11 protein-coding genes are annotated in these 12,598 nt (G+C 67.2%); 4 read left to right on the top strand and 7 right to left on the bottom strand.

Annotated elements, in window-relative coordinates; translation table 11 throughout:
• Positions 1–31: 31 nt before the first annotated feature.
• On the bottom strand, positions 32–1,393 hold the full coding sequence (locus tag ACOOHP_RS04225) for an alpha/beta hydrolase family esterase (protein ID WP_420465209.1): 1,362 nt from the start codon (positions 1,391–1,393) through the stop codon (positions 32–34).
• Between the two features lie 100 nt (positions 1,394–1,493).
• The gene (locus ACOOHP_RS04220) at positions 1,494–2,858 is read right to left on the bottom strand and encodes an MATE family efflux transporter (protein WP_420465208.1); all 1,365 of its coding nucleotides are present in this window, start codon (positions 2,856–2,858) and stop codon (positions 1,494–1,496) included.
• A gap of 205 nt (positions 2,859–3,063) precedes the next feature.
• Between ACOOHP_RS04220 and prmA the strand changes: the two genes are divergently transcribed.
• The 3 genes from prmA (at position 3,064) to purH (ending at position 5,952) form a co-directional block, all read left to right on the top strand.
• Entirely contained in the window at positions 3,064–3,957 is an 894-nt protein-coding gene (gene prmA, locus ACOOHP_RS04215) for a 50S ribosomal protein L11 methyltransferase (protein WP_420465207.1), read from the top strand.
• Positions 3,958–4,072: 115 nt separating this feature from the next.
• The gene (locus ACOOHP_RS04210) at positions 4,073–4,363 is read left to right on the top strand and encodes a helix-turn-helix domain-containing protein (protein WP_420465206.1); all 291 of its coding nucleotides are present in this window, start codon (positions 4,073–4,075) and stop codon (positions 4,361–4,363) included.
• The gene (gene purH, locus ACOOHP_RS04205) at positions 4,360–5,952 is read left to right on the top strand and encodes a bifunctional phosphoribosylaminoimidazolecarboxamide formyltransferase/IMP cyclohydrolase (RefSeq protein WP_420465205.1); all 1,593 of its coding nucleotides are present in this window, start codon (positions 4,360–4,362) and stop codon (positions 5,950–5,952) included. The genes ACOOHP_RS04210 and purH overlap by 4 nt, the downstream gene beginning before the upstream one ends.
• Before the next feature lie 70 nt (positions 5,953–6,022).
• Here the strand turns inward: purH and ACOOHP_RS04200 are convergent, their stop codons facing one another.
• The 5 genes from ACOOHP_RS04200 to hemA form a co-directional block, all read right to left on the bottom strand.
• Positions 6,023–6,370 carry a hypothetical protein gene (locus ACOOHP_RS04200; protein ID WP_420465204.1) on the bottom strand — a complete coding sequence of 116 codons (348 nt, stop codon included), beginning with the start codon at positions 6,368–6,370 and terminating at the stop codon, positions 6,023–6,025.
• Positions 6,360–7,103, bottom strand: coding sequence for a HesA/MoeB/ThiF family protein (locus ACOOHP_RS04195; protein WP_420465203.1), 744 nt, complete (start codon positions 7,101–7,103; stop codon positions 6,360–6,362). Before ACOOHP_RS04195 ends, ACOOHP_RS04200 begins: the two co-directional genes overlap by 11 nt.
• 91 nt (positions 7,104–7,194) lie before the next feature.
• Positions 7,195–8,109 carry a peptide chain release factor N(5)-glutamine methyltransferase gene (gene prmC / locus ACOOHP_RS04190; RefSeq protein ID WP_420465202.1) on the bottom strand — a complete coding sequence of 305 codons (915 nt, stop codon included), beginning with the start codon at positions 8,107–8,109 and terminating at the stop codon, positions 7,195–7,197.
• Positions 8,106–9,194: a peptide chain release factor 1 gene (prfA, locus tag ACOOHP_RS04185; protein WP_420465201.1), complete on the bottom strand. Its 1,089-nt coding sequence runs from the start codon at positions 9,192–9,194 to the stop codon at positions 8,106–8,108. The genes prmC and prfA overlap by 4 nt, the downstream gene beginning before the upstream one ends.
• Positions 9,195–9,351: 157 nt before the next feature.
• The gene (hemA, locus tag ACOOHP_RS04180) at positions 9,352–10,614 is read right to left on the bottom strand and encodes a glutamyl-tRNA reductase (RefSeq protein WP_420465200.1); all 1,263 of its coding nucleotides are present in this window, start codon (positions 10,612–10,614) and stop codon (positions 9,352–9,354) included.
• A 151-nt stretch (positions 10,615–10,765) separates the two neighbouring features.
• On the opposite strand from hemA, the gene ACOOHP_RS04175 reads away from it, so the two are divergent.
• Positions 10,766–12,595: a tetratricopeptide repeat protein gene (locus ACOOHP_RS04175; RefSeq protein ID WP_420465199.1), complete on the top strand. Its 1,830-nt coding sequence runs from the start codon at positions 10,766–10,768 to the stop codon at positions 12,593–12,595.
• The last annotated feature ends 3 nt before the right edge of the window (positions 12,596–12,598 follow it).

The raw sequence follows: 12,598 nt of genomic DNA, 5'->3' as shown, positions 1-12,598 counted from the left end.
CCATCGCTGCGGCCGATTCCGCGCGCAAGCCTCAACGCCGATGGCGGGCGAAGAACCTCGCGGCCAGGAACACCGACTCGGCATCGTTGTTCTGGCGGCCTAAGGACAACTCGGTGGCGCGACCGACATAGGTGAGGATCGAAGGCTCCACGTGGCCGCCGCCGGCGATGATGCAATCTTCCACCCGCACATCGTCGGGCTGTGCCGGCAGCAGGTTGCCTGCCGAATCCCGGAACGGCGTTCCGTTGGCGCGCAGCCGGATGTTGCGCAGATGGTGAAAGCACGCAATCTCGGTGCGGTCTGCCGGAGCAGACGCCGGACGCGCGTTCACCGCCGACTTCGCAAAGGCGATCGGCAGCGGTTCCACCATGAAATTTCCGTCGCTGGCGGTCTTCCATGCGGTGACGGTGTCGGCGTGCCCGAGCCGGCAGTTCTGCGCCAGCCCGTTACCTCCGCAGGCGGCGTTGGCGTAGGGCGTCAGCAGGTCGGCGGTGCCATGCATGATCGCCGCCGGTCGTCGTGCCGAAATGCCGTCCACCTCGAACTCCAGGCACTCGTCGTTAGCGTCGCCGGGGTCCACGCCGGAGACCGCGGACACCGCGGCCACCAGATCGCCGGCTTCGCGGCCCAGTCTCAGCGCCATGCCTGCGCCATTGGAGAACCCGTAGGCATAGACGCGGGTGCGGTCGATCGGCAGTCCAGGCGTCGCGGCGGCAGACGGAAAGGCTTCGTCCAGATAGTCCACCACTGCGCGCGTGTAGCCAACGTCGTCGGCGCTGGAAGGGTTGTTGAAACGCATGGTGTCGCAGTCGTTCCAGGTCGCGGCGCTGGCCGGCCCCAGGGAGCCGCCACCGATGCCGGTGCCGCTCAGAAACACCACGTAGAAACCGCCTTCGACCAAGTCCTGGAACATGCCATCGGCCGCCAGCTGCCAGATGCGCCCGCTGTTGCTCCTCGACATCTGCTGCGCGCTCTGATTCAGCCCGTGCAGTACCAGCACCAGAGGATAGTTCGTGCGTGCCGGATCGAGCGCCGCCGACGGCGGCTGATACAGCAGGAAATGGCGCCGCACCGCATCGGCACCCACATCGATCTGCTGCGCCAGCAGCGAGCCCTGCGCTGCCGGCAACGTCCCCGCGCGATTGCGGCCGCTGGGTTGCAGCAGGCCTTGCACCAGCACGTCCAGCGATTGCTGCAAGCTGGGCTGCGCGTCCCCCTGCGGTGCGAGCAGTTCACCCAGCGCGCCCAGCTGACCCGGTGCTGGCTCCTCCTCGGCAGCAGAGTCGGTGTTTCCCGGCAGCAGCAGCGTCCGCAAGCCCGACCATGCCTGCCCGGATCCCAGCAACATCACCAGCCCGACCAAGCCGCTCACCATCGCCGACTTGCGCATCATGATCCTGCCCCCGAAATCAAAACGATCGAAAAACCCGATGGCCAGAGGCTGACCTGTCGTTCAGGTCAGGTCAACTGCCGGCCTGCACAAGCCAGGCGACTCAGGCCGCTGCCGCAGCCACGCGTCGCGCACGTACCACCAAGCGCAGGCTCAGGCCCACCGCGGCGACGACCAGCCCGCCGATGAAACCCCACCACACGCCATCCGGTCCCACTTCGCTGAAGAAGGCCAGGCCCACTGCCAGCGGCATCCCCACGCCCCAGTAGGCGAGCACCGTGATCATCATGGGAACGCGGGTATCCTTCACCCCACGCAAAGCGCCATTGGCGGTGGCCTGGATGCAGTCGAACACCTGGAACACCGCCGCGAAGATCAGGAAGTGCATGGCGGGAATCGCCAGGTGCGTCAGATCGGTGTACACGCCGACGATCGCGCCGGGTGCCAGCGCCATGAACGAAGCCGACAGACAGGCGAACGTCACACCGAGCAGGACCCCAGTGAGGCTGCGCATGCCGATCACCGCGTGCTGTCCGGCACCGGCGGCGTGGCCGACGCGCACGGTGGTGGCCATGCCGATCGCGGTCGGCACCATGAAACACAGCGACGCGAAGTTGATTGCGATCTGATGTGCCGCCACGGTGTCGGCACCGAAGCGCGCCATCATCAAAGTGCCGGAACAGAACAGCCAGGCCTCCGCCATCAGGATCGCGGCCACCGGCAAACCGACGCGCAGCACTTCGAAGTCCTCGCGCGCGAATCGCAGCCAGCCGCGCCGGAACAGGTTCAGCGCGCGCAGCGTCGGCACGCGCCGATAGGCGGTCAGGTACACCCCGACCATGGCCCAGGCCGCGATCACCGAGGCCCAGCCGCAGCCTTCGGGTCCGAGCTCGGGAAAGCCCCAGCGGCCGTACATCAGCAGCCAGTCGAACACTGCGTTGACCGTCAGACCCACCAGTCCGGCGGCCAGCGGCACGCGAGTCAGCCCGTGGCCTTCGGCACCATTGCGCAGAAAGAAACTGAGCGTGAATGGCAGCGCACCCCAGGCCAGCGCGTGCAGATAGTCGCGCGCGTAGGTGTGGGTTTTCGCGTCCAGCTCCAGCAGCCACAGCGCCAGCGGCGTCGCCACCCACATCAGCGCAAACCAGATCGCGCCCAACACCAGCGCCACTCCCAGGGAGCCGCGCACGAAGGCGCCGATCCGTTCGGGAAGCTGCCCGGCACCGACGCGCTGCGCCACGATGGGCGATACCGCCATCGCGATGCCCATGAACATCACGAACACCAGGAACCACACATTGCTGCCCACCGCCACCGCTGCCAGTTCGGACGCACCGAGCTGGCCAGCAAAGATGGTGTCGACGGTCCCCATGCTGACGAAGGTGATCTGCGCCGCGATCAGGGGCAGTGCCAGCTTCAGGTTGGCGCGCGCTTCACCGCGCAGAACGGACATCAAGGGCAAGGCCATGAGCGAGGCGGGTGAGCGGCGGCGCATTCTACGCGCTGCGCGCGGGACGTTAGGGCCGGGGCGGTGCGAGCCTACGCGAGTGCCTTGACTTGGCACTCGCGTGCACCGACCCGGCGGGCGGCAGCCCCGGTTAGGCGTTAGGCAGCATGGGTCTGATTGCGAGCAGGTCTACACTCTGCGCCCGCTCGAACTTCGATCTCTGGTCATGGCCTTTCTGCAACTGCGCGTGCTGTCCGCGCATCCCGAGTTTGCCGAGGAACTGCTGATGGCCTGCGGCGCGCTCAGTGTCAGCCTGATCGACGCCGATGACGATCCGGTGCTGGAGCCCGCGCCAGGTGAAACACCGCTGTGGTCGCGCACGGTGGCGCTGGGCCTGTTCGATATCGAGGCCGATATCGAGCATGTGCGGAACATGCTGCGCGAACACCTGCCCGAGGGTGACGCGCTGCAATTATCGACCGAGCGTGTGGAAGATCAGGACTGGGTGCGCGTTTGGCTCAAGGATTGCCCGCCGCTCAAGTTCGGCGAGCGCCTGTGGGTGTGCCCGCATGAAAAGCAGGTCAACGAGCCCGGCTGCGTGACCGTGTTGCTGGACCCGGGCCTGGCCTTCGGCACCGGCACACACCCCAGTACCGCGCTATGCCTGGATTGGATTGCGCGCAATGAACTCCGCGGTTTCCAGGTGCTGGACTTCGGCTGCGGCAGCGGCATCCTGGGCATCGCTACGCTCAAGCTTGGCGCTGCACACTGCACCGCGGTCGACATCGATCCGCAGGCCATTCAGGCGACGCGCGACAACGCGCAGCAAAACGCAGTGCAAGACCGCCTTACCGCGCTGGGGCACGACCGCGTGTTCGAGCCCTTCGCTGCCGACCTGGTGCTGGGCAATATCCTGGCGCGCCCCTTGATCGAACTGGCGCCACTGCTGCTCGCCAGTCTCAAGCCCGGCGGCAAGATCGTGTTGGCGGGTTTGCTGGATCGTCAGGCTGATGATGTGCGCGCCGCGTATGCCGCGCACATCGACTTTGAAGACGACCAGCGTCGCGAAGGATGGACGCGCCTGGCCGGTTGCAAGCGCGCCGATAGCAGCGGCAAATAATTTAATCCGCTGCCAACGTTTTCCCCTCGCGATCTTGGCGCTATGATTGCGCCCCCGTTTTGCGACCAGGCCCGACCAACGTCATCGGCCGGACTTACCAGGGCGACCCTCGCGAATGTCCGCTCATAGAACTTCAGATCCCAAGCCGCTGAGTCAGTCCGTCGCCGAGTGCATCGACGACTACTTCCGCAGTCTCAACGGCCACCGTCCCGCCGAGCTGTACACAACGGTGCTCGACCAGATCGAGCCGCCGCTGTTGCGCGCCACCTTGCGGTACTGCGACAACAACCAGTCCAAGGCCGCCGAGGTGCTGGGCCTCAACCGCGCCACGCTGCGCAAGAAGCTGCGCCAGCACAAGATCGGACTGCGTGCAGTCAGTTCCTCTGTTGCCAGCCCCGGCCGATGATCCGACGCGCACTGCTGTCCGTCTCCGACAAGAGCGGACTGATCGAATTCGCCCGCGCGCTGGTTCAGCTTGATGTCGAACTGCTATCCACCGGCGGCACCTTCCGCGCCCTGCGCGATGCAGGCCTGAAAGTCACCGAAGTCTCCGAGCACACCGGCTTCCCGGAGACGATGGACGGCCGCGTCAAGACCCTGCATCCCAAGATCCACGGCGGCCTGCTCGGTCGTCGCGGTATCGACGACGGCCTGATGGAGGCGCACGACATCGCCCCCATCGATCTGCTGGTGGTGAATCTTTACCCCTTCGAGCAGGCCGTGGCCCGGCCTGACTGCACCCTGGAGCAGGCCATCGAGAACATCGACATTGGCGGCCCGGCGATGGTGCGCTCTGCCGCCAAGAACTGGTTGCATGTCGCGGTGCTGACCGATCCTGCCCAATACGGCGAGGTGATGGAGGAACTGAGCCGCGGTCGCGAACTGAGCCGCGAGACCCGGTATCGGCTGTCGGTTGCCGCGTTCAACCGCATCGCGAGCTACGACGCGGCGATCAGCAATTATCTTTCCGCATTGCGGGCCGACGGCTCGCGCAGTGAATTCTCCGCGCAGTCGAACGGCAGCTTCATCAAGGTCCAGGATCTGCGCTATGGCGAGAACCCGCACCAGAGCGCCGCGTTCTATCGCGACCTGTATCCCGCGCCGGGCTCGCTGGTACTGGCCGAGCAGTTGCAGGGCAAGGAGCTGAGCTACAACAACATCGCCGACGCCGACGCCGCCTGGGAATGCGTCAAGACCTTCGACCCGAATACGGACGGCGCCGCCTGCGTGATCGTCAAGCACGCCAATCCCTGCGGCGTGGCCCTCGGCACCGATGCCGCACAGGCCTATCAGCGCGCGCTCGCCACCGATCCCACTTCTGCGTTCGGCGGCATCGTCGCGTTCAACGTGCCGGTGGATGCCCCGACCGTGCAGGCCATCGGCAAGCTGTTCATGGAAGTGCTGATCGCACCAGGCTACAGCGAGGAGGCGCTGGAAGCGCTCAAGCCCAAGGCCAATTCACGCATCCTGCGCGTACCGCTGGACGGCGTGCAGCGCAATGCCAGCGATGCCTGGTCGCGGGGGCAGAATGCGCATGACGTCAAGCGCGTCGGCTCCGGGCTGCTGATCCAGACCAGCGACAATCGTCAGATCACCCGCGACGACCTGAAGATCGTTAGCAAGCGCGCGCCCTCGCCGGGCGAGATCGAGGATCTGCTGTTTGCCTTTCGCATTGCCAAGTTCGTCAAGTCCAACGCCATCGTCTACGCGCGCAACCTGCAAACCATCGGCGTCGGCGCCGGCCAGATGAGCCGGGTCTACTCGGCGAAGATCGCCGGCATCAAGGCCGCAGACGAAAAACTCGAAGTGCGCGGATCGGTGATGGCCAGCGACGCGTTCTTTCCGTTTCGCGACGGTATCGACGCCGCCGCTGCCGCCGGCATCGCCGCCGTGATCCAGCCCGGCGGCTCCATGCGCGACGCGGAAGTCATCGCCGCCGCCGATGAAGCTGGCATGGCGATGGTGTTCACCGGCGTGCGGCACTTCCGGCACTGAATCCGGGCGCTTTGGGGCGCGCCAGAGGCGCGTCTCGCAGGCGGGGCCGCACAAGAATCTTTGCTCCACCTCAATCCTGCACCTTCAATACCCGCTCGTACGGCGCGCCGCCACGCAACTCCCAGGCGCGCATCTCCAGCACGCCCTTGGTGTCGAGCGACACCACCAGGTACAACCCGCCGCCGCTGAGCTGATCGGCGGTCGGCACCGCGGGCGCAGTCGGGTTGGACCACAATCGCGCCCACAGACGCTGGCCCGATGCGGCCAGTTGCTCGCCACCGGCGCGCAGAAAAGTCGCGGGCAGGTCGCCGAGCGCGCCGACCACGCCACAGATCGATTCGGGCTGCGCGATCTGCGCCTCGTGCAGGATCTGGATGGCCAGACGACGCGGGATAACGAGCTCGGCTTCAGGATTCATTGGAGTTTCCACAAACAGGACAATGCGGTTCGCGCGGAATGCGCAGCCGTCTTTCGCGTTGCGTCAGCGCGTCCCACAGCCACAGGCTGCCGGCCTCGTCGCCCAGGCCGAGCAGGAGCTTGATCGCAGCCAGCGCCTGGCGTGCGCCGACCACGCCGACGACCGGACCCAGAATGCCCGCTTCTTCGCAGGTTTCCTGAGCTTGACCCGCGGCGGGATACAGACAGGCGTAACAGCCGCTGCCCCGCGCCGTGTCGAACACCGCGAGCTGGCCTTCGAAGCGGATCGCAGCGCCGGACACCAGCGGCCGACGCGCGGCGACGCAGGCGCGGTTCACCGCAAAGCGGGTGGGAAAGTTGTCGCTGCAATCCAGCACTACATCGACCGCGCGCACGGCCTGCAGCAACGCGGCCTCGTCCATCGGCGCGGCAAGACATTCGATCCGGCACTCGGAGTTGAGTGCCGACAGTGCTTCCTGCGCGGCTTCCAGCTTCGGTCGGCCGATGTCGGTTTCGCGATAAAGAATCTGCCGGTGCAGGTTGGACGCGGCGATGCGATCGAAATCGCTGACCAGCAGCCGCCCCAGGCCGGCGCCCGCCAGATACAAGGCGGCAGGCGTACCCAGTCCGCCGAGTCCGACGATCAGGGCGGAGGAATCCCGCAGCACGCTCTGACCGTTGACACCGATCTCGCGGAGCACCACCTGGCGAGCGTAACGCGCAAAGCCGCTCATCCCCGCCTCCGGGACATTCTGCAGGTCGGCGCTCCGCCCGCGCGCCGGATCCGGCGTCCGCCGCCGGCGCAATCGGCACATCGACACCCGCTCATGGGCGAAGTCCGCCGCTAACGCGCTCGCGACCACCGAGGTCGCGCCGCGTCTGCACGCCGGCAAAGCCTGTCTGATTCAACAGCGCGCGCACCGCGGCGGCCTGATCGCAACCGTGCTCCAGCAGTAGCAGGCCGCCGGGTTTCAGCCACGTCGCGGCGTCGCACAGGATGTCGCGAATCGCGTCCAGCCCATCGACCCCGGCGGTCAGCGCAAGACGCGGCTCGTAGCGCAGATCGGGCAGGTGCGGATCGTCCGCGGCAACGTAGGGCGGGTTGGACACGATCAGATCGAACGGCGACACACCCGACTCCAAGGCCTCGAACCAGCTGCCTTCGCGAAACTCCACCGGCAGCTGCAGTTCGCGTGCATTGTCGCGCGCGATGCGCAGCGCCGCTGGCGACACATCCGTGGCCCACACCGCCGGTGTGCGCTGGCGCAGACCATCGGCCAGCGCCAGCGCTATGGCACCACTGCCGGTGCCCAGGTCGAGCAGGCGCGGCGCCGCCAGATCGCGCGCCCATTGCAGCGCCCATTCCACCAAGGTTTCGGTATCCGGCCGCGGAATCAGAACGCCATTGTCCACCTGCAGATCCAGCGTCCAGAAACCCTGCCGACCGCTGAGATAGGCCACTGGTTCACCCTGGCGGCGGCGCTCGACCTGCGCGGCATAGCGCAACACCAGGGCCGCGCTCAGCGGCTGCTCCAGCGCGCCGCGCAGTTGCGAACGAGGGGTCTGCAGCAGCGCCGCCAGCAACACCTCGGCGTCGGCCTGGGCACTGTCGGAATGGGCTTCCAGTTCGCGCGCCGCCCAGCCCAGCCAGTCCTGCGCAGTACCGGGCGCCAAGCCTTCGACCGGCGCGACCGGCCGCGGCTGGGTATCGCGGATCGGCGGCAGCGGCATGGCGCTCATGCCGACTCCCCGATGCTGGCCATCAACTCGGCCTGGTACTCGGCCAGTAGCGGGTCGATGACGCTGTCCAGCTCGCCCTGCATGACGCGCTCCAACTGATAGAGCGTCAGGTTGATGCGGTGATCGGTGATGCGCCCTTGCGGGAAGTTGTAGGTGCGGATGCGCTCGGAACGATCGCCGCTGCCGACCAGCTTCTTGCGTGTGGCCGCCATGTCGCCCTGCTGCCTGGCACGTTCGGCATCGAGCAGGCGCGAGGCCAGCAACGCCATCGCCTTGGCGCGGTTCTTGTGCTGGCTGCGCTCTTCCTGGCACTCGACCACCACGCCGCTGGGCAGGTGGGTGATGCGAATGGCCGACTCGGTCTTGTTGACGTGCTGGCCGCCCGCCCCGGAGGAGCGGAAGGTATCGACCTTGAGATCGGCCGGATTGATGTCGATGGCCTCGGCTTCCTCGATTTCCGGCAGCACCGCCACGGTGGCGGCGCTGGTGTGGATGCGGCCCTGTGCTTCGGTTTCCGGCACGCGCTGCACGCGATGGGCGCCGGACTCGAACTTGAGCCTGGAATATGCGCCATAGCCGGCGATGCGCGAGATCACTTCCTTGTAACCGCCGTGTTCGCCCTCGCTGGCCGACAGCATTTCCAGCAGCCAGCCGCGGCCCTCGGCGTACTTCTGGTACATGCGGAACAGGTCGCCGGCAAAGATCGCCGCCTCGTCGCCGCCGGTGCCGGCACGGATCTCCAGGAACACGTTGCTGGCGTCCAGCGGGTCGGTCGGCACCAGATAGCTGCGCAACACCTGCTCCAGCGCGTCGCGCCTGGACTGTGCCGGTTCGAGCTCGGCCTGCGCGATCGCGCGCATTTCGGGGTCGGCATCGTCGTCCATTGCCCGCAGGTCTTCGATCTCGGCCAGCGCCTTGCGCCAGCCCGCGAAGCTCTCGGCCAGCGGGCCGAGCTGGGCATATTCCTGCGACAGGCGACGGAAACGATCGGCGTCGGCGGCCGTCTGCGGCTGCGCCAGTTCGCCCTCGATCTCGGCGCGGCGATCGGCCATTTGTTCGAGTTTGCGGATCAGGGAGGGAAGCATGGGAGACGGGAGACGGGAGACGGGAGACGGGAGACGGGAGACGGGAGACAGTACAAGCTACTGAGCAAAGCGGAGTCGCGTCTCTACAAGCGTCGATCCGCGGAGAACCGCTTCCGCCTCAGAGTCATCCAAGCTCTGCCGTCTCCCGTTTCCCTCCTCATGGCTCGTCCTCCGGCAGATCGAACAGCTTGCGCGCAGCATTGAGCAGCAGCGCCTGCTCCACGCCGTCGGCACTGCGCAGCCGGTGGCTGGGTGCGTGCAGCAGCTTGTTGCTCAGCGTGTCCGCCACGAAACCCATCACCTCCTCGGGGGTGGCGCCCACCGCCAGCTTGCGGCGCGCCTTGTCCAGCACTTCGTCGCGCTGCCGGCGCGCGCGCTCGCGCAGGTCGCGGATCAGCTTGCCGGCATCGCGAGACTCCAGCCAGCGCACGAACTGCCCGGCGTACTCCGCAACCAGGACCTCGGCCTGCTTGGCGGCTTCGGCGCGCGCCTGCAGGTTGGCGCTGATGACGTTACGAAGATCGTCCAGCGTGTACAGGTACACGTCCTCCAACTCGCCGATGGCAGGATCGATGTCGCGTGGTACCGCCAGGTCGATCATGAACACGGCCTTGCGTCGACGCTTCTTGAGGGCGCGCTCCATCGCCGCGCGCTCCACCACGTGCTCGCGCGCGGCGGTGGACGACACCACCAGGTCGGCTTCGCTCAGGTAGCTGTGCAGATCGGTCAGGGCGATGGCATAGCCCTGAACCTCGCGCGCCAGCGTCGCCGCGCGTTCCAGGCTGCGGTTGGCCACCACGATGCGGCCGATGCCCTGTCCGCGCAGATGGCGCGCAATCAGTTGCACGGTCTCGCCGGCACCAATGAGCAAGGCGGTCTGACGGCTCAGGTCGGCGAAGATCTGCCGCGCCATCTGCACCGCGGCATAGGCCACCGACACCGGGTGCGCACCGACCTGAGTGCTGCTGCGCACTAGCTTGGCCACCGCAAACGCGTGCTGGAACAGGCGCGACAGCACCGGACCCAGCGCGCGCGTTTGCGACGCCAGCGCAAAACTGTCCTTCATCTGCCCCAGGATTTGCGGCTCGCCCACCACCATCGAATCCAGTCCCGACGCCACCCGCAGGCTGTGCAGAACGGCGGCTTGGTCGCGATGGGTATAGACGAACTGCTCGATCAGACCCGCAGGTGCGTTCAATTCGTGCCGCCACCAGTCGACGATGACCTGGGCATGGTCGGGGTCGGCGATGGTGAGGATCTCGGTGCGGTTGCAGGTGGACAGGATGGCGGCCTCGTCCACACCCGCCAGCGCCCGCAGGCGGGTCAGCGCCGCCGGCAGCTCGGAATCGGTGAACGCCAATCGCTCGCGCGCCTCCACCGGCGCGCTGTGATGGCTGAGACCCAGGGTGATGAAGGCCATCGCTATCCCAACCGAACCGCCGGGACGGACGATTCGCTGCAGGCATTTTCCGCGAAGCGGGCATCCCGACTCAAACGGCGCGGGCACGCACCGGAACCGGGATACCATATGCAGGTCCCACGCATGTCTCCTCGAGAGCAGGAATTCCTCCGTGTCATTTCGTTTTTTGATCCTTGCATCCGTCGCGCTGTGCCTGGGGTGCACGCTGACCACCGCGCAGCTGCAAGCCGACGGCGCGGACGCCGAACCGGTCGTCACCGGCGAAGCGGCGCCCACTGCGCAGCCGTCCGTGACCGAGTCCGGGCCCGATATCGAGTCCGAGTCCGACTCGGCGGCCAGCGCGACGGACGACGAACAAGCTCCGGCCGCTTCGACGCTGACACCCGCGCAGCAGACCCAGGTGCAGTTCCAGATCATGGCCGGCGAGATGGCCGCCGGCCGCGGTCAACCCGGCCTCGCAGCCGAGGCCTTTCTGCAGGCCCTGCAGATCCAACCGGACGCCGCGCTGGCCGCACGCGCCACCCAGCTGGCGCTGGGCGCCGGGCATCTGCAGGTCGCCGAGTCCGCCGCACAGCGCTGGCTGGAGATCGAGCCCACCGCGCTGGAGGCGCGCGAGGTGCTGGCGCGACTGGCACTGGAAAAAGGCGATCTGGACACGGTGTACGCGCAGTCCCTGGCGATCGTCGAAGGCCATGCCGGCGGCCTGGAAGACGGTTTCCGCCACGTGGCGCTGCTGCTGTCCAGCGACGCCGACAATGGCACGGCGGTGATGCAGATGATGGATCGTCTGGCCGCCAATCACCCTGAACTGGCCGGCGCCGCCTACGCGCGCGCACTGGTGGCACTGCGCTTCGAGGAACTGGATGTGGCCGAATCTGCGGCGCGGCGCGCACTTGAACTGCGGCCGGATTCCCGCGACTACTCGCTGCTGCTGATCGGCGTTCTGGTGCGGGCCGATCGCAGCGACGAATCCGACCCCCTGGTGCGGGAACTGCTGAAACAGGCCGAAACCGACGAGCAGCGCGGCGAGGTCCACATGACCTATGCGCGACTGCTGCTGGACGCCGGCAATCGCGAGCACGCACGCACGCAGATCGAAGCGGCGCTGGACGCCAACCGGGACAATGCCGACGCGCGCTACGCGCTGGGCATCATGTCGTTCACCGACGGCGAGCTGGACGCGGCCGAGGCCTACTTCAATCCGCTGACCGACGACCCTGATCGCGGCGGCGACGCCTGGTATCAGCTGGGCCGCATCGCCGAGGCGCGCGGCAACTTCGAGCTGGCGCTGGAGCAGTATCGCAAGGTCGTCACCGGCAGTCAGGCCATCGAGGCGGCGGTGCGGCAGGCGGCGGTGATGACGCGCCTGGGCCAGGTCGACGAAGGCCGCGGCCTGCTCGACCAGTTGCGCCAGCAGTTCCCGCCGCTGGGACCGCGCCTGACGCGGGCCGAAGCCGAGATGCTGGTCGAGGCCGACCTCGACCAGGCTGCCCTGGGCGTGTACGAAACCGCGCTCAAGGACAACCAGGACGACGACACCCTGCTCTACGGCCGTTCGCTGGTGTTCGAAAAACTCGGTCGCTTCCCCGACGCCGAGAAAGACCTGCGCAGCATCCTGGAACGCGACCCCGACAACGCGCGCGCGCTCAACGCGCTCGGCTACATGCTCACCGTCAATACCGACCGTTACGACGAGGCGCACCGCCTCATCGAAGCGGCCCTGCGCCAGGAACCGGACGACGCTGCCGTGATCGATAGCATGGGCTGGGTACTGTTCAAGCTGGGGCAGGCCCAGCAGGCGCGCGGCTATCTGGAACGCGCGCTGGCCAAGGCCGACGATCCGGAAATTTCCGCGCACCTGGGTGAAGTGCTGTGGACCTTGGGCGAACAGGAGCGCGCCCGCGAGGTCTGGGACAAGGCGCTGGTGCGCGATCCCGATCATCGCGTGCTGCGCGAAACCGTCGACCGCCTGACCCGCTAGCCC

Source organism: Panacagrimonas sp. (assembly GCF_965216805.1).
Taxonomy (GTDB): domain Bacteria; phylum Pseudomonadota; class Gammaproteobacteria; order Nevskiales; family Nevskiaceae; genus Panacagrimonas.
The sequence above is the reverse complement of the archived record's forward strand: the minus strand, read 5'-3'. Positions and strand labels throughout refer to the sequence as shown.

What these genes read in the sequence shown, in the direction of transcription:
- prfA (WP_420465201.1), bottom strand. Translation starts at nt 9,194, where the DNA reads ATGCTTCCCTCCCTGATCCGCAAACTCGAACAAATGGCCGATCGCCGC.
- ACOOHP_RS04220 (WP_420465208.1), bottom strand. Translation starts at nt 2,858, where the DNA reads ATGGCCTTGCCCTTGATGTCCGTTCTGCGCGGTGAAGCGCGCGCCAAC.
- ACOOHP_RS04200 (WP_420465204.1), bottom strand. Translation starts at nt 6,370, where the DNA reads ATGAATCCTGAAGCCGAGCTCGTTATCCCGCGTCGTCTGGCCATCCAG.
- prmA (WP_420465207.1), top strand. Translation starts at nt 3,064, where the DNA reads ATGGCCTTTCTGCAACTGCGCGTGCTGTCCGCGCATCCCGAGTTTGCC.
- purH (WP_420465205.1), top strand. Translation starts at nt 4,360, where the DNA reads ATGATCCGACGCGCACTGCTGTCCGTCTCCGACAAGAGCGGACTGATC.
- hemA (WP_420465200.1), bottom strand. Translation starts at nt 10,614, where the DNA reads ATGGCCTTCATCACCCTGGGTCTCAGCCATCACAGCGCGCCGGTGGAG.
- prmC (WP_420465202.1), bottom strand. Translation starts at nt 8,109, where the DNA reads ATGAGCGCCATGCCGCTGCCGCCGATCCGCGATACCCAGCCGCGGCCG.
- ACOOHP_RS04195 (WP_420465203.1), bottom strand. Translation starts at nt 7,103, where the DNA reads ATGAGCGGCTTTGCGCGTTACGCTCGCCAGGTGGTGCTCCGCGAGATC.
- ACOOHP_RS04225 (WP_420465209.1), bottom strand. Translation starts at nt 1,393, where the DNA reads ATGATGCGCAAGTCGGCGATGGTGAGCGGCTTGGTCGGGCTGGTGATG.
- ACOOHP_RS04210 (WP_420465206.1), top strand. Translation starts at nt 4,073, where the DNA reads ATGTCCGCTCATAGAACTTCAGATCCCAAGCCGCTGAGTCAGTCCGTC.